Source organism: Klebsiella sp. 10, assembly GCF_018223925.1.
In the GTDB taxonomy this organism is placed as follows: domain Bacteria; phylum Pseudomonadota; class Gammaproteobacteria; order Enterobacterales; family Enterobacteriaceae; genus Klebsiella; species Klebsiella pneumoniae.
Genome location: NZ_JAGRRB010000008.1, coordinates 22,593 through 42,449, shown reverse-complemented (window position 1 = coordinate 42,449; position 19,857 = coordinate 22,593). Strand labels below are relative to the sequence as shown.

Annotated in this window: 19 protein-coding genes; 15 read left to right on the top strand and 4 right to left on the bottom strand. The window is 57.5% G+C overall.

Translation table 11 applies throughout. The annotated features are described in order from the left end of the window. Positions 1 to 5 precede the first annotated feature (5 nt). From KHQ26_RS09060 to KHQ26_RS09030, 7 genes are all read left to right on the top strand, one after another. Positions 6 to 386 carry a 5-carboxymethyl-2-hydroxymuconate Delta-isomerase gene (locus KHQ26_RS09060; protein WP_020805209.1) on the top strand — a complete coding sequence of 127 codons (381 nt, stop codon included), beginning with the start codon at positions 6 to 8 and terminating at the stop codon, positions 384 to 386. A gap of 108 nt (positions 387 to 494) precedes the next feature. Further along, complete coding sequence (hpaH, locus tag KHQ26_RS09055; RefSeq protein WP_002887487.1) at positions 495 to 1,298, top strand: 2-oxo-hept-4-ene-1,7-dioate hydratase; 804 nt, start codon at positions 495 to 497, stop codon at positions 1,296 to 1,298. A gap of 10 nt (positions 1,299 to 1,308) precedes the next feature. After that, a complete protein-coding gene (gene hpaI, locus KHQ26_RS09050; protein WP_002887479.1) occupies positions 1,309 to 2,106 on the top strand; it encodes a 4-hydroxy-2-oxoheptanedioate aldolase in 798 nt (265 codons plus the stop codon). A gap of 21 nt (positions 2,107 to 2,127) precedes the next feature. Continuing rightward, a complete protein-coding gene (gene hpaX, locus KHQ26_RS09045; protein WP_211777879.1) occupies positions 2,128 to 3,486 on the top strand; it encodes a 4-hydroxyphenylacetate permease in 1,359 nt (452 codons plus the stop codon). Positions 3,487 to 3,495: 9 nt separating this feature from the next. After that, entirely contained in the window at positions 3,496 to 4,386 is an 891-nt protein-coding gene (hpaA, locus tag KHQ26_RS09040) for a 4-hydroxyphenylacetate catabolism regulatory protein HpaA (RefSeq protein WP_016530625.1), read from the top strand. A gap of 225 nt (positions 4,387 to 4,611) precedes the next feature. After that, positions 4,612 to 6,174 (top strand): 4-hydroxyphenylacetate 3-monooxygenase, oxygenase component, encoded by a 1,563-nt coding sequence (gene hpaB / locus KHQ26_RS09035; RefSeq protein ID WP_002887473.1) that lies wholly within the window; start codon positions 4,612 to 4,614, stop codon positions 6,172 to 6,174. Between the two features lie 19 nt (positions 6,175 to 6,193). Continuing rightward, positions 6,194 to 6,706: a 4-hydroxyphenylacetate 3-monooxygenase reductase subunit gene (locus KHQ26_RS09030; RefSeq protein ID WP_002887467.1), complete on the top strand. Its 513-nt coding sequence runs from the start codon at positions 6,194 to 6,196 to the stop codon at positions 6,704 to 6,706. A gap of 74 nt (positions 6,707 to 6,780) precedes the next feature. Here KHQ26_RS09030 and KHQ26_RS09025 read toward each other — a convergent pair whose 3' ends face one another. Both KHQ26_RS09025 and KHQ26_RS09020 read right to left on the bottom strand, forming a co-directional pair. Next, entirely contained in the window at positions 6,781 to 7,491 is a 711-nt protein-coding gene (locus KHQ26_RS09025; RefSeq protein ID WP_002887465.1) for an ascBF operon repressor, read from the bottom strand. A gap of 127 nt (positions 7,492 to 7,618) precedes the next feature. Next, positions 7,619 to 8,242 carry a hypothetical protein gene (locus tag KHQ26_RS09020; RefSeq protein ID WP_009485366.1) on the bottom strand — a complete coding sequence of 208 codons (624 nt, stop codon included), beginning with the start codon at positions 8,240 to 8,242 and terminating at the stop codon, positions 7,619 to 7,621. A 384-nt stretch (positions 8,243 to 8,626) separates the two neighbouring features. Between KHQ26_RS09020 and KHQ26_RS09015 the strand changes: the two genes are divergently transcribed. The 4 genes from KHQ26_RS09015 to KHQ26_RS09000 all read left to right on the top strand — a co-directional run bounded on the left by KHQ26_RS09015 (position 8,627) and on the right by KHQ26_RS09000 (position 12,995). Next, positions 8,627 to 10,777 (top strand): carbon starvation protein, encoded by a 2,151-nt coding sequence (locus tag KHQ26_RS09015; RefSeq protein ID WP_002887454.1) that lies wholly within the window; start codon positions 8,627 to 8,629, stop codon positions 10,775 to 10,777. Between the two features lie 109 nt (positions 10,778 to 10,886). Further along, on the top strand, positions 10,887 to 11,090 hold the full coding sequence (locus KHQ26_RS09010) for a YbdD/YjiX family protein (RefSeq protein WP_002887451.1): 204 nt from the start codon (positions 10,887 to 10,889) through the stop codon (positions 11,088 to 11,090). 11 nt (positions 11,091 to 11,101) lie between these two features. Next, the gene (gene yjiA, locus KHQ26_RS09005; protein ID WP_002887442.1) at positions 11,102 to 12,058 is read left to right on the top strand and encodes a GTPase; all 957 of its coding nucleotides are present in this window, start codon (positions 11,102 to 11,104) and stop codon (positions 12,056 to 12,058) included. A gap of 391 nt (positions 12,059 to 12,449) precedes the next feature. Beyond that, positions 12,450 to 12,995: a YfaZ family outer membrane protein gene (locus tag KHQ26_RS09000; RefSeq protein ID WP_004177540.1), complete on the top strand. Its 546-nt coding sequence runs from the start codon at positions 12,450 to 12,452 to the stop codon at positions 12,993 to 12,995. Positions 12,996 to 13,092: 97 nt separating this feature from the next. Here the strand turns inward: KHQ26_RS09000 and KHQ26_RS08995 are convergent, their stop codons facing one another. Next, complete coding sequence (locus KHQ26_RS08995) at positions 13,093 to 14,463, bottom strand: NAD-dependent succinate-semialdehyde dehydrogenase (protein WP_029496946.1); 1,371 nt, start codon at positions 14,461 to 14,463, stop codon at positions 13,093 to 13,095. Positions 14,464 to 14,621: 158 nt separating this feature from the next. After that, the gene (locus KHQ26_RS08990; RefSeq protein ID WP_020805202.1) at positions 14,622 to 15,524 is read right to left on the bottom strand and encodes an Rpn family recombination-promoting nuclease/putative transposase; all 903 of its coding nucleotides are present in this window, start codon (positions 15,522 to 15,524) and stop codon (positions 14,622 to 14,624) included. 215 nt (positions 15,525 to 15,739) lie between these two features. On the opposite strand from KHQ26_RS08990, the gene KHQ26_RS08985 reads away from it, so the two are divergent. From KHQ26_RS08985 to mdtM, 4 genes are read left to right on the top strand one after another with little or no spacing between them, the layout of a single operon-like run. Continuing rightward, complete coding sequence (locus tag KHQ26_RS08985; protein ID WP_029496947.1) at positions 15,740 to 16,555, top strand: AraC family transcriptional regulator; 816 nt, start codon at positions 15,740 to 15,742, stop codon at positions 16,553 to 16,555. Positions 16,556 to 16,602: 47 nt separating this feature from the next. Continuing rightward, entirely contained in the window at positions 16,603 to 17,265 is a 663-nt protein-coding gene (locus tag KHQ26_RS08980; RefSeq protein WP_020805198.1) for a LysE family translocator, read from the top strand. Further along, the gene (locus KHQ26_RS08975) at positions 17,258 to 18,550 is read left to right on the top strand and encodes a DUF445 domain-containing protein (protein WP_004146918.1); all 1,293 of its coding nucleotides are present in this window, start codon (positions 17,258 to 17,260) and stop codon (positions 18,548 to 18,550) included. Before KHQ26_RS08980 ends, KHQ26_RS08975 begins: the two co-directional genes overlap by 8 nt. A 53-nt stretch (positions 18,551 to 18,603) precedes the next feature. Continuing rightward, positions 18,604 to 19,845 (top strand): multidrug efflux MFS transporter MdtM, encoded by a 1,242-nt coding sequence (mdtM, locus tag KHQ26_RS08970; protein ID WP_004192185.1) that lies wholly within the window; start codon positions 18,604 to 18,606, stop codon positions 19,843 to 19,845. Positions 19,846 to 19,857 lie beyond the last annotated feature (12 nt).

Here is a 19,857-nt window from a genome sequence, read left to right as displayed (position 1 = left end):
GCCCCATGCCGCATTTTATCGCCGAATGTACCGACAACATCCGCGAGCAGGCCGATCTGCCTGGGCTGTTCGCCAAAGTCAACGAGGCGCTGGCCGCCACCGGCATCTTTCCGATCGGCGGGATCCGCAGCCGCGCCCACTGGCTGGATACCTGGCAGATGGCCGACGGCAGGCAGGATTACGCCTTCGTGCATATGACCCTGAAGATCGGCGCCGGGCGCAGCCTGGAGAGCCGTCAGGACGTGGGAGATATGCTGTTCGCGCTGATCAAATCCCACTTCGCGACGCTAATGGAGAGCCGCTATCTGGCGCTGTCGTTCGCCATGGAAGAGCTCGAACCGACGCTGAACTACAAACAAAACAACGTGCACGCGTTATTTAAATAATGTGCAAATTGCCCGGTGGCGCTGCGCTTACCGGGCCTACAACGGCCATGAATTTGTAGGCCGGATAAGCGAAGCGCCATCCGGCAATGCAATGCCACAGGAATCTCTATGCTCGATAAACAGACCCGTACCCTGATTGCCCAGCGGCTGAACCAGGCCGAAAAGCAGCGTGAACAGATCCGCGCGATCTCGCTGGATTATCCGTCGATCACCATTGAGGACGCCTACGCCGTCCAGCGCGAGTGGGTCGAGATGAAGATCGCCGAAGGCCGCGTGCTCAAAGGCCACAAGATCGGCCTGACCTCTAAAGCGATGCAGGCCAGCTCGCAGATCAGCGAGCCGGACTACGGCGCGCTGCTCGACGATATGTTCTTTCACGACGGCAGCGATATTCCCACCGACCGCTTTATCGTGCCGCGTATTGAAGTCGAGCTGGCCTTCGTGCTGGCCAAACCGCTGCGCGGCCCGAACTGCACGCTGTTTGATGTCTACAACGCCACCGACTACGTTATCCCGGCGCTGGAGCTTATCGACGCGCGCTGCCACAACATCGACCCGGAAACCCAGCGTCCGCGCAAAGTGTTCGACACTATCTCCGACAACGCCGCCAACGCCGGGGTGATCCTCGGCGGCCGGCCGATTAAACCGGACGAGCTCGACCTGCGCTGGATCTCCGCCCTGCTGTATCGCAACGGCGTAATTGAAGAGACCGGCGTCGCCGCGGGCGTACTCAATCATCCGGCCAACGGCGTGGCCTGGCTGGCCAACAAGCTGGCGCCGTACGATGTCCAGCTCGAAGCCGGGCAGATTATCCTCGGCGGCTCCTTCACCCGCCCGGTCCCGGCGCGCAAGGGCGATACCTTCCACGTCGACTACGGCAACATGGGCGCCATCAGCTGCCGGTTTGTCTAGGAGAAACACCATGAATAACGCCTTTAAAGACGCCTTAAAAGCGGGCCGTCCGCAAATCGGCCTGTGGCTTGGACTGTGCAGCAGCTACAGCGCCGAACTGCTGGCCGGCGCGGGCTTCGACTGGCTGCTGATCGACGGCGAACACGCGCCCAACAATGTACCAACGGTGCTGACCCAGCTGCAGGCCATTGCGCCCTACCCCAGCCAGCCGGTGGTGCGTCCGTCGTGGAACGATCCGGTGCAGATCAAACAGCTGCTGGATGTCGGCGCGCAAACCCTGCTGGTGCCGATGGTGCAGAATGCCGAAGAGGCGCGGTTGGCGGTCAGAGCCACCCGCTATCCGCCAGCCGGCATCCGCGGCGTCGGCAGCGCGCTGGCCCGCGCCTCGCGCTGGAATCGCGTCCCGGACTATATCCACCGGGCCAACGACGCCATGTGCGTCCTGGTACAGATTGAGACCCGCGAAGCGCTGAAAAACCTGCCGCAGATCCTCGATGTCGACGGGGTGGACGGCGTGTTTATCGGCCCGGCGGATCTCAGCGCCGATATGGGCCACGGCGGCAATCCGCAGCACCCGGAAGTGCAGGCCGCCATCGAAGATGCCATCCAGCAAATCCGTCAGGCCGGCAAGGCGCCGGGGATCCTGATGGCCAATGAACAGCTGGCGAAACGCTATCTCGAACTGGGCGCGCTGTTCGTCGCCGTCGGCGTCGATACCACCCTGCTGGCCCGCGGCGCAGAAGCGCTGGCGGCCCGGTTTACCCACAACGCAACCACCACAACCGATAACAATAAATCCGTCTATTGAACGGATAATGTGGAGCGCAACATGACTACCTCTACCCTGCAACACAATGATAATAAAGCCGTTGAAGTAGAAAACCGGGTGATCAAAAAGCTGTTCCGCCGCCTGATTACCTTCCTGTTTGTTCTCTTTGTTTTCTCATTTTTGGATCGCATTAATATCGGCTTCGCCGGTCTGACGATGGGTAAAGATCTCGGCCTGACCTCCACCATGTTCGGCCTGGCGGCGACGCTGTTCTACGTCACCTACGTGCTGTGCGGGATCCCCAGCAATATCATGCTGGCGAAAGTTGGCGCGCGCCGCTGGATCGCCGGGATCATGGTGGTCTGGGGGATCGCCTCGACCTGCACCATGTTCGCCACCAGCCCGCATACGCTGTACATCCTGCGCATGCTGGTCGGCATCGCCGAGGCTGGTTTTCTGCCGGGGATCCTCGTCTATCTGACCTGGTGGTTCCCGGCCTACCATCGCGCCCGCGCCAACGCCCTGTTTATGATCGCCATGCCGGTGACCATGATGCTCGGCTCGATACTTTCCGGCTATATTCTGGCGCTCGACGGCCTGTGGAACCTGAAAGGCTGGCAATGGCTATTTCTGCTGGAAGGCCTGCCGTCGGTGGTGCTCGGCGTCGTCACCTGGTTCTTCCTCAACGACACGCCGGATAAAGCCAACTGGCTGGATAACGAAGAGAAACAGGCGCTGAAGGCGATGATCGATCGCGAACTGGAACATGCGGCGATCGTCCCGGCTTCGCCGCGTTCCACGCTGCGCGAAGTACTGACGCCAGCGGTGCTGATGTATACCCTCGCCTACTTCTGCCTGACCAATACCCTCAGCGCCATTAATATCTGGACGCCGCAGATCCTACAGAGCTTCAACACCGGCAGCAGCAACATCATGATTGGCCTGCTGGCGGCGATCCCGCAGTTCTGCACTATTTTCGGCATGATCTGGTGGAGCCGCCGATCCGACCGCCGCAAAGAGCGCAAGATGCATACCATCCTGCCCTACCTGTTCGCCGCGGCGGGTTGGCTGCTGGCTTCGGCAACGCACCACAGCCTGATCCAACTGATCGGCATTATTATGGCTTCTGTGGGATCCTTTACCGCGATGGCCATTTTCTGGACCACCCCGGATCGGGTGATCAGCCTGCAGTCGCGCGCGGTGGCGCTGGCGGTGATCAACGCTATCGGCAACGTCGGCTCTGCCGTCAGCCCGCTGTTGATCGGCATTTTGCGCGATACCACCGGCAGCTTTAGCTCCGGGCTGTGGTTTGTCGCCGGATTACTGATCGTCGGCGCGCTGGTGCTTACCCGCATTCCAATGAGCCAGCGTGAGGACGCCGCCGCCGCGCCGGGCTTAGCGGCGCAAAAAGGCCACTAAGGAGCGGGTATGTGCCAGCATTCCATCGCCAACATCGACATCAATAAAGATTACGACGAGAGTCTGGGTACCGAAGAGGTGCACTACCAGTCGTTCTCCCGCATGGCGGCCTTTTTTGGCCGCGACATGCAGGCGCATCGCCACGACCGCTATTTCCAGATGCACTACCTTGATACCGGACAGATTGAGCTGCAGCTTGATGACCATCGCTATTCGGTGCAGGCGCCGCTGTTTGTGATAACGGCGCCCTCGGTACCGCACGCTTTTATTACCGAGTCCGATAGCGATGGCCATGTGTTGACGGTCCATGAGGAGCTGATCTGGCCGCTGCTGGAGGTACTTTATCCCGGCACGCGGGAGACCTTCGGCCTGCCGGGGATCTGCCTGTCGCTGGCGGATAAACCCGACGAGCTGGCGGCGCTGGCCCACTACTGGCAGCTGATTCGCCGGGAATCTACCGCCCAGTTGCCGGGGCGGGAGCATACCCTGGCGCTACTGGCGCAGGCGGTCTTTACCCTGCTGCTGCGTAACGCAAAGCTCGACGATCACGCCGCCAGCGGGATGCGCGGCGAGCTGAAGCTATTCCAGCGCTTTAACCAGATGATCGACAGCCACTACCATCAGCACTGGACGGTACCGGATTACGCCAGGGAGCTGCATCTGACCGAATCGCGGTTGACCGACATCTGCCGCCGCTTCGCCAACCGTTCGCCGAAGCGGCTGATATTCGACCGCCAGCTGCGCGAGGCGAAGCGCCTGCTGCTGTTTTCCGATAGCGCGGTCAATGAGATTGCCTGGCAGCTGGGGTTTAAAGACCCCGCCTATTTTGCGCGCTTTTTTAGCCGCCAGGTCGGCTGCTCGCCCAGCAGCTACCGGGCGCAAAAAGTACCGGTGTCGTAATACCCCGGCGGCGCTGCGCTTGCCTGGGCTACAGACCGTAGGGCGGGTCAGCGCCGCGCCAGCCGGTAAAAGTTGCAGAGATCACAAAATTCACTCCCGCCTGAAAAGTACCCGCCGTTGTCGCAAACGTCCCTTCACGACAAGCACCATAACCGCTTCAATTAAACAACAAAAACAAAACATATATTTAACATCATTATTCCGATAAATACTGAAGAGGCCCCTATGAAACCTGAAGATTTCCGCGCCGACGCGAAACGCCCGTTAACTGGCGAAGAGTATTTAAAAAGCCTGCAGGATGGCCGCGAAATTTATATCTACGGCGAGCGCGTGAAAGACGTCACCACGCATCCGGCCTTCCGTAATGCCGCGGCCTCCGTCGCTCAGCTGTACGATGCGCTGCACAAACCGGAGATGCAGGATTCCCTGTGCTGGGGCACCGATACCGGCAGCGGCGGCTACACCCATAAATTCTTCCGCGTGGCGAAAAGCGCCGACGATCTGCGCCAGCAGCGCGACGCCATCGCCGAATGGTCGCGCTTAAGCTACGGCTGGATGGGCCGCACCCCAGACTACAAAGCCGCCTTCGGCTGCGCGCTGGGCGCCAACCCGGCGTTTTACGGCCAGTTCGAGCAGAACGCCCGCAACTGGTACACCCGCATTCAGGAAACCGGCCTGTACTTTAACCACGCTATCGTCAACCCGCCGATTGACCGCCACAAGCCAGCTGATGAAGTGAAGGATGTCTACATCAAGCTGGAAAAAGAGACAGATGCCGGGATCATCGTCAGCGGCGCGAAAGTGGTCGCCACCAACTCGGCGCTGACCCACTACAACATGATCGGCTTCGGCTCCGCACAGGTGATGGGCGAGAACCCGGACTTCGCGCTGATGTTCGTCGCGCCGATGGATGCCGAAGGCGTCAAGCTTATCTCCCGCGCCTCCTATGAGATGGTCGCCGGCGCGACCGGATCGCCGTACGACTATCCGCTTTCCAGCCGTTTCGACGAGAACGACGCGATTCTGGTAATGGATAAGGTGCTGATCCCATGGGAGAACGTACTAATTTATCGCGACTTTGACCGCTGCCGTCGCTGGACCATGGAAGGCGGTTTTGCCCGCATGTACCCCCTGCAGGCCTGCGTGCGTCTGGCGGTCAAACTGGACTTTATCACTGCCCTGCTGAAGCGTTCTCTGGAATGTACCGGCACCCTCGAATTCCGCGGCGTGCAGGCCGACCTTGGCGAAGTGGTGGCGTGGCGCAACATGTTCTGGGCGCTGAGCGATTCCATGTGCTCGGAAGCGACGCCGTGGGTCAACGGCGCATGGCTGCCGGATCACGCCGCGCTGCAGACCTATCGCGTGATGGCCCCGATGGCCTACGCCAAGATCAAGAACATCATCGAGCGCAACGTCACCAGCGGCCTGATTTATCTTCCATCCAGCGCCCGCGATCTGAACAACCCGCAGATCGACCAGTATCTGGCGAAGTACGTGCGCGGCTCCAACGGTATGGACCACGTTGAACGTATCAAAATCCTCAAACTGATGTGGGACGCCATCGGCAGCGAATTCGGCGGCCGCCATGAACTGTATGAGATCAACTACTCCGGTAGCCAGGATGAAATTCGCCTGCAGTGTCTGCGCCAGGCGCAGAGCTCCGGCAATATGGACAAAATGATGGCGATGGTCGACCGCTGCCTGTCCGAGTACGACCAGAACGGCTGGACGGTGCCGCATCTGCACAATAATGCTGATATCAACATGTTGGATAAGCTGCTGAAGTAATTCGCAGCGGGAGGTCATAATGCAATTAGATGAACAACGCCTGCGTTTTCGCGATGCCATGGCCAGCCTGTCGGCTGCGGTTAACGTTGTCACCACCGCGGGCGAAGCCGGCCGCTGCGGCATTACCGCCACGGCGGTATGCTCGGTGACGGATACGCCGCCATCGGTGATGGTGTGTATCAACGCCAACAGCGCGATGAACCCGGTGTTTCAGGGCAACGGCAAGTTGTGCATCAACGTGCTGAACCACGAACAGGAAATCATGGCCCGTCATTTCGCCGGGATGACCGGGGTGACGATGGAAGAGCGGTTTGCCCTCAGCGGCTGGCAGCAGGGCGCGCTCGGGCAGCCGGTGCTGAAGGGCTCGCTGGCCAGCCTCGAAGGCGAAATTAGTCAGGTGCAAACCATTGGTACCCACCTGGTGTATCTGGTGGAGATCCGCAATATTACCCTGAGCCCGCAAGGGCACGGCCTGATTTACTTTAAACGCCGTTTCCACCCGGTGATGATGGAAATGGAAGTGGCAGTCTAAAATCCGCGCCCAGGTTTACTTATCGCCCGATACGTAAACCTGGCGCTTAATATGCGTCATCTCACCCGCCAACCTTATTCAACAGCGCGACATGAAGCCCAATCAAAACGTCCACCGCCGCGGAAATTTTGTTCCCGGTAGTCAGCAGGTAATGTTAAGTGCCAGCCTTTTCGCCTGGCGGTACAGGCAATAACCGGGAATTGCGAATAATCTATAGCGTCATGAATAAATTGTTGTTTACCTATATTTGTTAAAAAAGCGTCTCCCCGATTCCAGATAGCTTTTTTTAACTTGATATTCCAGGTCTGATAGCTTTCACCAGCAATTGTATAACCTTCACCTTCAGGCGCTTTTTTGGTCCAGTCAATCTCGCCGCCATCGTATAAATATTGCCATACAGCATAGCGTTCAAGGGTAAACTGGCTGGGTAAAGTACTGACATTTTTAGAATCGATTTTATCGAGTAATTGCGGATTCGCTAACAGTAGCGCCATGGCTTTATGCATGTAACCCAACATAATATCGGGATGTTCGGGCACTCCCTCTTCTGCTTCAAACAAAGAGATATAAGCGAGATAGAGCGCATCATCACGCACTTTTTGACCGTTCGCCGCGGCGTTGGCGACGATTTTCGCCGCCCGATATTGTAAACTTCCCCAGGATTCCTCACCGCTAACAGGCCTGTAGCGATTATTGTATTTTTCTCCCGTCAGGTAGCCCTGAGCTGCATTTAAATCGTTAGCGTTTAACGCCGATTTAGCGCGCTGATGGTCGGATAAGGTCATTATATTGCGCCCCGTATTTCTGGCAATATAATACGACTGACGACAATCAGAAAGGATCATAACCATAATGACCATGGCAATAATTCTAAAAAAAATCTTATACATTCTCACCGTTAAGTCCTTTAATTTATTTATAAATATAATGTTTGGAAACTTGTCTCGGTTCGATGTATAGCAAAACGGTTACCCGACCTTTTTTATAAGTACGTTGCCAGGTTGAACAATTTGTTATTTTATTCAGATCTAATCTTTTATTATACCACTCCTGCTGTTTTGCAATGCAGGCGGAAAGACTTTGATAGAATTTCCCTTTTTCTGCAATGAACTCTTCTTTGATTGTCGCTGGCCCATATTCTCGATCAAGAACCTTAACTTCCTCATTATATAAGGCGAGTGCTTCCCGGCCATCATCAACTTTATAGGCCTGCTGACTGGAATCAACATCAGCGCTAACAAAAACACTTTTCAGCCCTTTATTCTTATCGAAATAAAGCTTCATCTCCTGATATTTCAACGCCCCCACTTCCTGGGGAGTCAGCGTTGAGATAATCAGATCCGGGTCTTTTCCGGCATAATTGATATCTGATACCTCCAGAGAATATAAAGGCGTGTTTCTGGCCTCATCGTAACTCATCCCCCAGCGCAAATTATAAGGGGCTGCCGGCTCATCAACAGCCTGATGTATCTCTCTTGCATGAGCATATGTTAAGTAAAAAGCACTGGCGATGATCATTATCTTTACAAATTTCATAACTCGAATTCCCTTTGTTAAACGCTATCCATACGACATGACAAAGTCAGCATAATATCAAAATACCTCTACTTGAAATAAAGATAGTGATCTGCGGGTGATAAAAATCGTTATCCTCAGTTTGAAAGCATATCTTTGAGATGCGCAGAATAATATTGTGAGCTTAATCACACATTTACGCGCTCTCGTACTCATATCTAACCGCTTACCCCCGCAAGTAACCGCTTAACCCCCTATACAACCACTCACCGATTTACCCAACTTTACGCGCGCGCTGTTCTGGCAAGATCGGAGGCAGCCTAGCTAATCAATACCTCCATCAACCCTTACTTAAAACCAGACGGCTTCGGCCAATTATTCATCTAATTAACGCCAGGTTTTACTATGGATACCAAAAAACTATTCAAGCACATACCCTGGGTGATTCTCGGAATCATCGGGGCATTTTGCCTCTCAGTCGTCGCCCTGCGCCGCGGTGAGCACGTCAGCGCCCTGTGGATCGTCGTCGCATCGGTTTCTGTGTACCTCGTCGCCTACCGTTATTACAGCCTGTACATCGCGCAGAAGGTGATGAAGCTTGACCCGACGCGCTCCACGCCGGCGGTCATTAATAACGATGGCCTGAACTATGTGCCAACCAACCGCTACGTGCTGTTTGGCCACCACTTTGCCGCGATCGCCGGCGCCGGCCCGCTGGTCGGCCCGGTACTGGCCGCGCAAATGGGTTATCTGCCGGGTACCCTGTGGCTGCTGGCCGGCGTGGTGCTGGCGGGCGCGGTACAGGACTTCATGGTGCTGTTTATCTCCTCGCGGCGTAACGGCGCCTCGCTGGGCGAGATGATTAAACAGGAGATGGGGCCGGTTCCGGGCTCTATCGCCCTGTTCGGCTGCTTCCTGATTATGATCATCATCCTCGCGGTGCTGGCGCTCATCGTGGTGAAAGCGCTGGCGGAAAGCCCGTGGGGCGTGTTTACCGTCTGCTCGACGGTGCCTATCGCCCTGTTTATGGGGATCTACATGCGCTTCCTGCGCCCAGGCCGCGTCGGTGAAGTGTCGGTTATCGGTATCGTGCTGCTGGTGGCCTCTATCTGGTTCGGCGGCGTGATTGCCCACGACCCGTACTGGGGCCCGGCGTTGACCTTTAAAGATACCACTATCACCTTTACCCTGATTGGCTACGCGTTCATTTCCGCGCTGCTGCCGGTATGGCTGATTCTGGCGCCGCGCGATTATCTGGCCACCTTCCTGAAAATCGGCGTAATCGTCGGCCTGGCGCTGGGGATCGTTATCCTCAACCCGGACCTGAAAATGCCGGCAGTGACCCAGTACATTGATGGTACCGGCCCGCTGTGGAAAGGCGCGCTGTTCCCGTTCCTGTTTATCACCATCGCCTGCGGCGCGGTCTCCGGTTTCCATGCGCTGATCGCTTCCGGCACCACGCCGAAGCTGCTGGCCAACGAAACCGATGCCCGCTTTATCGGCTACGGCGCGATGCTGATGGAATCCTTTGTTGCAGTCATGGCGCTGGTCGCCGCCTCGATTATCGAACCGGGCCTTTATTTCGCGATGAACACCCCGCCGGCAGGCCTGGGCATCGTCATGCCGAACCTGCATGAAATGGGCGGTGAGAACGCGGCGATGATTGCAGCGCAGTTGAAAGAAGTGACCGTCCACGCGGCGGCGACCGTCAGCTCCTGGGGCTTTGTGATTTCACCTGAGCAGATCCTGCAGACGGCGAAAGATATCGGCGAACCTTCGGTACTGAACCGCGCTGGCGGTGCGCCGACGCTGGCCGTCGGTATCGCCCACGTATTCCATAAAATCATCCCGATGGCGGATATGGGCTTCTGGTACCACTTCGGTATCCTGTTTGAAGCGCTGTTTATCCTCACCGCGCTGGATGCGGGTACCCGCGCAGGCCGCTTTATGCTGCAGGATCTGTTGGGTAACTTCGTGCCGTTCCTGAAAAAAACCGACTCGCTGGTCGCCGGGATTATCGGTACCGCCGGCTGCGTCGGGCTGTGGGGCTACCTGCTGTATCAGGGCGTGGTCGACCCGCTGGGCGGCGTGAAGAGCCTGTGGCCGCTGTTCGGGATCTCTAACCAGATGCTGGCCGCCGTGGCGCTGGTGCTTGGCACCGTGGTGCTGGTCAAGATGCAGCGCACCAAATATATCTGGGTCACCGTTATCCCGGCGGCATGGCTGCTGCTGTGCACCACCTGGGCGCTGGGCCTGAAGCTGTTCAGCAGCAACCCGCAGATGGAAGGCTTCTTCTTTATGGCTCAGCAGTATAAAGAGAAGATTGCCGCCGGCGGCGAGCTGACCGCGCAGCAGATCGCCAACATGAACCATATCGTGGTCAACAACTACACCAACGCCGGCCTGAGTATTCTGTTCCTGGTGGTGGTGTATAGCATCATCTTCTACGGCATCAAAACCTGGCTCAATGTCCGCAACAATAAGGTGCGTACCGACAAAGAGACTCCGTATGTGCCGGTACCGGAAGGCGGCGTGAAGACCTCGTCACATCATTAACCCTGATGCCGGATAGCGCTACGCGTATCCGGCCTACCAAAAGCGCATTAACGTAGGCCGGATATGGCGCTAGCCGCCATCCGGCTTTATTCGTTATCTGGAACTTATAATGTTTGGTAACTTAGGTCAGGCAAAAAAATATCTCGGTCAGGCGGCAAAAATGCTGATTGGCATTCCGGATTACGACAACTACGTCACGCATATGCAAACCAACCATCCGGATCAGCCGTACATGACTTATGAAGAATTCTTCCGCGAACGCCAGCAGGCCCGCTACGGCGGCGACGGCAAAGGCGGCGTACGCTGCTGTTAATGGAGGCAATAATGGCACCGATTGCAGTCACCCTACTCACCGGTTTTCTCGGCGCAGGAAAAACCACCCTCCTGCGCCATATCCTCAATGAGCAGCACGGTTTCAAAATCGCCGTAATTGAAAACGAATTCGGCGAAGTCTCCGTTGACGATCAGCTCATCGGCGACCGCGCCACGCAGATTAAAACCCTGACCAACGGCTGTATCTGCTGTACACGCTCCAACGAACTGGAAGACGCCCTGCTCGATCTCCTCGACAGTCGCGATCGCGGCGAAATCGAGTTTGACCGGCTGGTGATTGAATGCACCGGCATGGCCGACCCGGGGCCGATTATCCAGACCTTTTTCTCCCATCAGGTGCTCTGCGAGCGCTATCTGCTGGACGGCGTGATCGCCCTGGTTGACGCCGTCCATGCCGACCAGCAGATGGATCAGTTCACCATCGCCCAGTCGCAGGTCGGCTACGCGGACCGGATCCTGTTAACCAAAACCGACGTCGCCGGCGACACCGAAAAGCTGCGTGAACGGCTGGCGCGCATTAACGCGCGGGCGCCGATTTATACCGTCATTCACGGCGATATCGATTTAAGCCAGTTGTTTAACACCAGCGGTTTTATGCTGGAAGAGAAGGTTGTCAGCGCCACACCGCGCTTTCATTTTGTGGCAGAAAAACAGAATGACGTCTCGTCGATTGTGGTCGAGCTCGACTATCCGGTGGATATCAGTGAAGTTTCACGGGTAATGGAAAATCTGCTGCTCTCCTTCGCCGAGCAATTGATGCGTTATAAAGGCATGCTGTGGATCGACGGCGAGCCAAATCGCCTGCTGTTCCAGGGCGTGCAGCGCCTCTACAGCGCCGACTGGGATCGCCCGTGGGGCGATGAAACGCCGCACAGCACGCTGGTGTTTATCGGCATTCAGTTGCCGGAAGAGGAAATTCGCGCGGCGTTTGCCGGGTTACGACGCTAACCTGCCCGCCTGCGCCCTAAGGCGCAGGCCCCCTTCTCTCTGAGACCTCGTCAAAAACAGGGACCAAACGTCGGCAGCGCGTCGAAAAATGTAAAGCAAAGTTTTAATAAGTAACAGTAGAAACATTTTTGGAAATTATAAGAAACTGAATGAATAGGCCCCTTAATAATTAATGACTGCTCTGTTCAGTTTCTGTTTAGCCCACCAATTAAACCACGGCTAAACAGGCTAAATTTGATGATTGATCTCGCCGTAACCCAACGTCATTACAACATTTTCAAAACACCTTCCTGACAAAACCAGCATAAAAAATCGACGCAAGTCACATTTGCAGAGGTAAACATCGCTTGTTAAGGTGCCCTCAGACAACTTTATTGACGAGGAGTAAACCATGAGAAAGCTTAACATCCTTATTCTTGCAGCCCTGACCGCGGTCTCTGGTTCCGCCATGGCGGTGGGGTTTACCGTTGAACAGGGTAAAAACTTCACTAATCTGAATATGGAAATGGGTAAATCCTCTTCTGGCCTGTACGCCGAAAGCCACTGGCTGAAGAATACCGATGATGGTAGCCAGACCGGCGGCGTGGGCGCGGGTTACAACCTGGAAGTGGGCCCGGTGATGCTCAACGCCGGCGCGAAAGCCATCTACCTCGGGCCGAAAAAAGGCGATAACGGCGTCGCGTTTCCGGTCGGCGGGGGGGTGAACGTGGCCCTGACCGACAGCATCCACGTGTTTGGCGAAGGGTATGTCGCGCCGGATGGTCTGAACAACAGCGTGAAAAACTATGTTGAAGCGAACGGCGGCGTGAGCTGGTCTCCGATTGGTCCAGTGACGTTGAAAGTGGGTTACCGCCATGTGAGCGTTGACGGTAAAGAGGGTCGCCCGAACCACACCCTGATTGATGGCGCCTATGTGGGCGGCGGGGTCACCTTCTGATTATGATCAACGCCCCGCGATAAAGTTAAGGTGCGCTGAGCATTAGCCATAAAAAAACCTGCCGAATGGCAGGTTTTTTTATGGCCGGGTCATAGGCTTAGCGGCGCACCACCACCAGCTTCTGGTTCACAAACTCTTTGATGCCGAGATCGGAGAGCTCCCGTCCGTAACCGGAACGCTTCACGCCGCCAAACGGCAGCTCCGGCGCGGTATCGGTGAGCCAGTTGATATAAACCATTCCGGTTTCAATGGCGGAGGCCATCCGTTTGGCGCGTTCGATATCCTGACTGAACACCGCGCCGCCCAGACCATAGTGGGAATCATTGGCCAGCTGGATTGCCTCCTCATCGTTTTTCACCACGTAGATCTGCGCCACCGGGCCAAAGAACTCTTCGAAGTACGCCGGATTATCACGGGTGATACCGGTCAAAATGGTGGGTTCAAAGAAATTGCCTTCTCGAGCCACCGCTTTGCCGCCCAGATGCAGCTTAGCGCCATTTTTCACCGCCTCGTCCACCTGTTTGCTTAGGGTATGCAGCGCATCTTTGGAAGAGAGCGGCCCCAGCGTGGTGCTTTCATCCAGCGGATCGCCGATTTTCACCTGGCGAAACGCCTCGCTAAATTTTGTCAGGAACGCATCCGCGATATTTTCGTGCAGGATAAAGCGCTTGGCAGCGGTACACACCTGGCCGGCGTTGTTCAGCCGCGCCTGGACGCCGATTTTCACCGCGCGCTCCAGGTCGGCATCGTCCAGCACGACAAACACATCATTGCCGCCCAGTTCCAGCGTTGATTTCTTAATATGCTTCGCCGCCTGCGCCGCCACCACGCTGCCGGCTTTCTCCGACCCCGTTAGCGCCGCGCCCTGCACGCGATCGTCGGCGATAATCTTCGCCACCTGATCCTGGGAGATAAACAGGTTGGTCCACGCCCCCTCCGGAGCGCCGGCCTCACGCACCAGATGGGCAAAGGTCTCCGCGCAGTGCGGCACAATGCTGGCGTGTTTGGCGATAACCGGGTTACCGGCCGCCAGGTTTGGCGCCAGGACGCGCATCAGCTGGTAATAGGGGAAGTTCCACGGCTCCACCGCCAGTAAGACGCCAATAGGATGGTGCTCAACCCAGGCGTCACCCAGTTCGGAGGGATACTTCACCGGCGCCAGGAACGATTTGGCGTTATCGGCGTAATAGCGGGCGATCTGCGCGCAAAGTTTCACTTCGCCGCGGCTCTGCTTAATGAGTTTCCCCATCTCCTGGCTGGCGATTTTTGCCAGCTCCTCCGCCCGGCTATCGATCAGATCCGCCAGCTTATGCAGTACCGCCAGCCGCGGTTCAATATCGCCTTTTGCCCAAGCAGAATGGTAGAGCGCATCCGCCTGCTGCAGCGCTGCCTCCACGTCCGCATCGCTGTGCGCCGGGTACGTTTTAATAAGCTGATTGTTCGCAGGATTCACCGTCTGATAGGCCATATCGCATGTCTCCTTGTTATCGCTACTAAGGCAGTCAAAAATGCCGTTAAGGATATTAAGGGTAGTCGAGATGGCTGGCGATGCGGGTAAAGTTAGGTATATCCGGAATATTCCATAACGAGGCTAACCGGGGCGACCGTCAGGCCGCCCCGGCGTTATCAATGCGCCAGCGCGGCGATCTCGTCGGCGGCCAGGCCGGTGATTTTCACTACCGTCTCGCGGGCAATACCGTAGTCCAGCATCCTCTGGGCGATGCGCAGCGCCTCGGCATGCTGTCCTTCACGCTTGCCTTTTCTGCGGCCCACTTCCTGTAATCTTTCAGCAATAGTCATCAATCTCTCCCTGTGCTGAGGAACCCGTTGCGCCACTTCGTGGATAAACCGGCCAAAGCGGCGCGCGTTGCCAGTCTGCAGCAGATAATTAAACAGCGTTTTTAGCTGTCTGTCATTAGCGTCCCCGCTAAGTAAAATCGTCGTCAGTTGCTCAACAATGCCCATTAAATCGCGCTGGCGAATATGCTTCTGTATCAGCTCGAGTAATGCCACGCGCCGGTGGCGAACGATCTCATCGTCGGGGATCACCGTGACATCCACCAGCGGAAAGGGCGAGATATAAAGCTCACTCGCCAGCTGTGGATCGGCAAAACAGTCCAGCCAGTTGAGTGACCACGGGTATGGCGTGGTCGCTCCGTGATAGAAGAGCATCGGCACCACCAGCGGCAGTTTTGTATGACCGCCATCAAGATGGCGCTGCATCGCGGCGATGGCGTAGCGCATCAGGCGGAAGGCCATCTGCGCATCCGGCGAGCTCTGATGTTCGATAACCACATAAATGTAGCCCTCGCCAGACGCGGTTTTGAGTGACCACAGCACATCGGAGTACCAGGCCCGCAGGCTCTCCTCGATAAAGCTTGCCGATTCCAGCTGTAAGGTATCGAGGTCGCAGCGCTGACGCAGCGCAGGCGGTAGATGGATCGCCAGAAAATCGCGCGCGGTGTCGGCCTGAGTGAGGAACTGTTTAAACACCGCATCATGCGGCGTCGAGGTGGTGCCCTTTGCCATCGGCTCATCCCTGCCTGCTTATCCTGCAGGGACTCTACCTCCCATGAATGTCTCTGGCACCCCGGAAACCGGGATTTTACATTCCGCTACGAAAACATATTTCCCCGGACTGCAAGCGTGACATCCTTTTTCGACGCGGTACGCAAATCCAGGCGGGCGACAGCCTCGGCGCAGCATGCTATAAACGGCTTATCCCCGCAGCAAAGGCCAAAGCAGTGAACCATACCCGAGATATTCCCCAAACCTTCTGGCGAGACGATCGTCTGCCGTGGCTGGAGCTGCGCAGCACCTGGCGCAGCCGCCGGGCCTATAAGCGCCACAGCCACCCCCAGCTTTCCGTAGGGGCGATTATCGAGGGGGAAACGCGCTGCCTGTGCGCTGGCCAGGAGTACCTGCTGCAACCCGGGGATCTGATCGTGATCCCGCCGCACGCGCCGCATAGCTGTAATCCGCTGCATGGCAGGCCGCGCAGCTATCACATGCTTTACCTGGACGCGACATGGTGCCGCGCGCAGCGCCCGGATATTCCCCCTGGCGCCAGTATCACCTCGCCGCAGCCGCTGCTGCGCGACAGCCCTCTCTTTGCCAGTTTCCAGCAGGTTGTCGCCCTGATGAACCGCGGGAGCCTTGAACAACTGCCCGCCCGGCTGGCGCAACTCCTGCACGCGCTGCCGCTGTGCGCCGCCGCGCCGCAGGCGCCACATCACGCCAGCGCCCTGCTGTTTCAGCGCCTGGCGATGGATCTGCCGGCGTCGCCGTCGCTGGATAAGCTGGCCCACGACAGCGCGCTTCGTAAAGAGACCGTTATCCGCGCCGTGAAACAAGATACCGGCCTGACGCCTGCCAGTTTGATCAACATGGCGCGCATCGAATATGCGAAAACGCGCTTACGCGCCGGGGATCCTATCGCCGACGTTGGCTATCAGGCTGGCTTTGCCGATCAGAGCCATTTCCATAAAACCTTTGTCAGCTATACCGCCGCCACGCCGCGGCAGTATGCGCAAAGCAGATCAATATCTGACAATAAGTAATACGCCACCTGGCGTAGGGTGGCCTCTGCACCATTATCGAGGCCACTATGCATACCTTATCGACGCTCTTTCCCGCCGTCTTCCCGGCGCTAGCCCTGTCCCACTTTGTCGCTCTGCTCAGTCCGGGCCCTGATTTTTTTCTGCTGATCGGCTACGCCGTGCGCTACCGGATCCGCGGCAGCATCGGATTGTGTCTCGGCATCGCCGCAGGCAATGCGCTGTATATTGTGCTCGCCATCGTCGGCTGGGGGCTTCTGCGCCAGGCGCCGCTGCTTTTTTTGCTCATCGAGCTGCTGGGGGCGGGCTATTTATTGTGGATTGGCAGCCTGCTGATACGCAGCCGTCCCGCGACGCTGGCGATGGAGAGCGTTCGCGCAGCGCGTCCGGGGTTCGGCAGGCAGCTGCTGCTGGGGCTGGGGTCATCGCTGCTCAACCCCAAAAACGCCCTGTTTTATCTGGCGCTGATGACTTCCCTGCTCGGGCCGGCTGTGACCCTGCTTCAGCAAACGGTGAGCGGGCTGTGGATGGTCAGCGTGGTGTTCTTCTGGGATTTACTGCTGGTGAGCGCGATTGCGCTGCCACAGATACAGCGCCGCCTGGGCGCCATCGTCTGGCGAGTCGAGCGGGCGGCGGGGGCGATCCTGATGCTCTTCGGCCTGGGGATTATCTGGCGATTTTTGCACGACCTCGCCGTCAGGCTATATGCTTAAGCATATGGAAAAACTCGCTGAACTGAAACGCGCCAAACTGCTGGCGCTGTCGCTGCTGCTGATTGCAGCCGCCATTTTTATCACTACCCTCGCGCTACCACCGTCGCCCTGGGTCGGTGCGCTAAAAGCTATTTCCGAAGCGGCGATGGTCGGGGCGCTGGCCGACTGGTTTGCGGTCGTGGCTCTGTTTCGCCGTATTCCGCTGCCCTTTGTCGCCCGCCATACGGCGATTATTCCTCGCAATAAAGACCGCATCGCCGACAACCTCGGCCGCTTTGTCGAGGAAAAGTTCCTTGATACCCCGTCGCTGGTCGCGCTGATCCGCCGCTATCAGCCAGCCCTGATGCTCGGCAACTGGTTCAGCCAGCCGGAGAACGCCCGACGGGTCGGCCAGCACCTGCTGCAGGTGATGAGCGGTTTTCTCGAACTGACCGATGACGCGCGCATTCAACGTCTGCTGCGACGCGCGGTGCATAAGGCTATCGATAAGGTCGACCTGACGCAGACCAGCGCCATGATGCTGGAGGGACTGACCCGCGACAATCGCCATCAAAAGCTGCTCGATTCGCTGATAAACCAACTGATTGCCCTGCTGCAGCGCGACAGCTCCCGCGCCTTTATCGCCCGCGGCATCGTACACTGGCTGGAGACCGAACACCCGCTGAAGGCCAAACTCCTACCCACCGAGTGGCTCGGCGAGCACAGCGCTGAGATGGTCACCGACGCGGTGAATACCCTGCTGGACGAGGTGACTCACGACCGTACGCATCAGATCCGTCAGACTTTTGACCGCGCCGTGCAAAAGCTTATCGATAACCTGAAATCCGACCCGGATATGGCGCAGAAGGCCGATAACATCAAAGCCTGGCTAAAAAATGATGAGACCTTTAACCACTATCTTGGCGAAGTATGGGGCGACCTGCGCGGCTGGGTAAAAAACGATATCAGCAGCGACGACTCACGTATTAAGCAGCGTATCGCCGAGGCGGGGCAGTGGTTCGGTGAAACCTTACTCCGCGACGACGCGCTGCGCGAATCGCTTAACGAACACCTGGAGCAGGCGGCGCACCGGGTGGCGCCGGAGTTCGCCGCCTTCCTCACCCGCCATATCAGCGACACAGTGAAGAGCTGGGACGCCCGCGATATGTCGCGGCAGATCGAGCTCAATATCGGTAAAGATCTGCAGTTCATCCGCATCAACGGTACCCTGGTGGGGGGAACCATCGGCCTGTTGTTGTGGCTGCTCTCGCAGATCCCCTCGCTGCTGCATCTGCATATTGGTTAGTAATGATACTATCCGAACAATAGCGCTGATAAATATTCCACAGGGAGGGCGAGATGATGCACAGGATTTCCCACTGGCTGAGCCGACACGCCGCCGCGCTGTTCTTCCCGGCGGCGTTAATTCTGTATGATTTTTCCGCTTATCTCACTACCGATCTGATCCAGCCGGGGATCCTGCACGTGGTGCGGGATTTCAATGCTGATGTGGCGCTGGCTCCGGCCTCGGTGAGCCTGTATATGGCCGGCGGCATGGCGCTACAGTGGCTGCTGGGGCCGCTCTCTGACCGGATAGGACGGCGTCCGGTGCTGCTCACCGGCGCGCTGATTTTCACCCTCGCATGCCTGGCGACCCTGTTCACCACCTCCATGACGCAGTTCCTGATTGCCCGCTTCGTGCAGGGCACCAGCATCTGCTTTATCGCCACCGTCGGCTACGTCACCGTACAGGAGGCCTTTGAGGAAAAAAGGTCGATCAGGCTGATGGCAGTGATCACCTCCGTCGTGCTGGTGGCGCCGATCGTCGGCCCGCTCTCCGGCGCGGCGCTGATGCATTTCATCCACTGGAAAGCGCTGTTCGGCATTATCGCCGCCATGGGATTGGTGGCCTGGCTCGGCCTGCTGTTGACCATGCCGGAGACGGTGCGCCGCGGCGATGTGCCGTTCAGCCCCCTGGGCGTGCTGCGCGATTTTCGCAACGTCTTTCGCAACCGCATCTTTTTACTCGGCGCCGCCACGCTGTCGCTGAGCTATATTCCGCTGATGAGCTGGGTGGCGGTATCGCCGGTGATTTTAATGGACGCCGGCGGACTGACCACCAGCGAGTTCGCCTGGAGCCAGGTGCCGGTCTTCAGCGCCGTTATCATCGCCAACCTGTCGGTGGCGCGCTGGGTAAAAGACCCCACCCGCCCGCGCTTTGTCCTCAGCGCGGTGCCGGTACAGATGCTCGGCCTGGCCATCCTGATCGTTGGCAATCTGGTATGGCCCCACGTCTGGCTGTGGTCGGTGGTCGGCACCTGCTTCTACGCCTTCGGCATCGGGCTGATTTTCCCGACGCTGTTTCGCTTTACCCTCTTTTCCAACGACCTGCCGAAAGGCACGGTCTCCGCCTCGCTGAATATCGTGATCCTCAGCGTCAGCGCGTTATCAATTGAAGGCGCGCGCTGGCTGTGGTTCCATGGCGGCAGACTCCCCTTCCACCTGTTGGCGGTGGCCGCCGGGATTGTCGCCGCCTGCTGCCTGGCCGGACTGTTACGCCACCAGCGCGGACAAGCGGTGATCGAAGCCCGGCAGTCGTGAGCCCTTTTACGG

Excerpts from the sequence above, each read along its gene's own strand:
- KHQ26_RS09025 (WP_002887465.1), bottom strand. The coding sequence starts at position 7,491 with ATGACCTTATCCGACCATCAGCGCGCTAAATCGGCGTTAAACGCTAAC.
- KHQ26_RS09010 (WP_002887451.1), top strand. The coding sequence starts at position 10,887 with ATGTTTGGTAACTTAGGTCAGGCAAAAAAATATCTCGGTCAGGCGGCA.
- hpaH (WP_002887487.1), top strand. The coding sequence starts at position 495 with ATGCTCGATAAACAGACCCGTACCCTGATTGCCCAGCGGCTGAACCAG.
- KHQ26_RS08990 (WP_020805202.1), bottom strand. The coding sequence starts at position 15,524 with ATGGCAAAGGGCACCACCTCGACGCCGCATGATGCGGTGTTTAAACAG.
- hpaB (WP_002887473.1), top strand. The coding sequence starts at position 4,612 with ATGAAACCTGAAGATTTCCGCGCCGACGCGAAACGCCCGTTAACTGGC.
- KHQ26_RS09000 (WP_004177540.1), top strand. The coding sequence starts at position 12,450 with ATGAGAAAGCTTAACATCCTTATTCTTGCAGCCCTGACCGCGGTCTCT.
- yjiA (WP_002887442.1), top strand. The coding sequence starts at position 11,102 with ATGGCACCGATTGCAGTCACCCTACTCACCGGTTTTCTCGGCGCAGGA.
- KHQ26_RS09015 (WP_002887454.1), top strand. The coding sequence starts at position 8,627 with ATGGATACCAAAAAACTATTCAAGCACATACCCTGGGTGATTCTCGGA.
- KHQ26_RS09060 (WP_020805209.1), top strand. The coding sequence starts at position 6 with ATGCCGCATTTTATCGCCGAATGTACCGACAACATCCGCGAGCAGGCC.
- hpaX (WP_211777879.1), top strand. The coding sequence starts at position 2,128 with ATGACTACCTCTACCCTGCAACACAATGATAATAAAGCCGTTGAAGTA.
- mdtM (WP_004192185.1), top strand. The coding sequence starts at position 18,604 with ATGATGCACAGGATTTCCCACTGGCTGAGCCGACACGCCGCCGCGCTG.
- KHQ26_RS09030 (WP_002887467.1), top strand. The coding sequence starts at position 6,194 with ATGCAATTAGATGAACAACGCCTGCGTTTTCGCGATGCCATGGCCAGC.
- KHQ26_RS08995 (WP_029496946.1), bottom strand. The coding sequence starts at position 14,463 with ATGGCCTATCAGACGGTGAATCCTGCGAACAATCAGCTTATTAAAACG.
- hpaI (WP_002887479.1), top strand. The coding sequence starts at position 1,309 with ATGAATAACGCCTTTAAAGACGCCTTAAAAGCGGGCCGTCCGCAAATC.
- hpaA (WP_016530625.1), top strand. The coding sequence starts at position 3,496 with ATGTGCCAGCATTCCATCGCCAACATCGACATCAATAAAGATTACGAC.
- KHQ26_RS08975 (WP_004146918.1), top strand. The coding sequence starts at position 17,258 with ATGCTTAAGCATATGGAAAAACTCGCTGAACTGAAACGCGCCAAACTG.
- KHQ26_RS08980 (WP_020805198.1), top strand. The coding sequence starts at position 16,603 with ATGCATACCTTATCGACGCTCTTTCCCGCCGTCTTCCCGGCGCTAGCC.
- KHQ26_RS09020 (WP_009485366.1), bottom strand. The coding sequence starts at position 8,242 with ATGAAATTTGTAAAGATAATGATCATCGCCAGTGCTTTTTACTTAACA.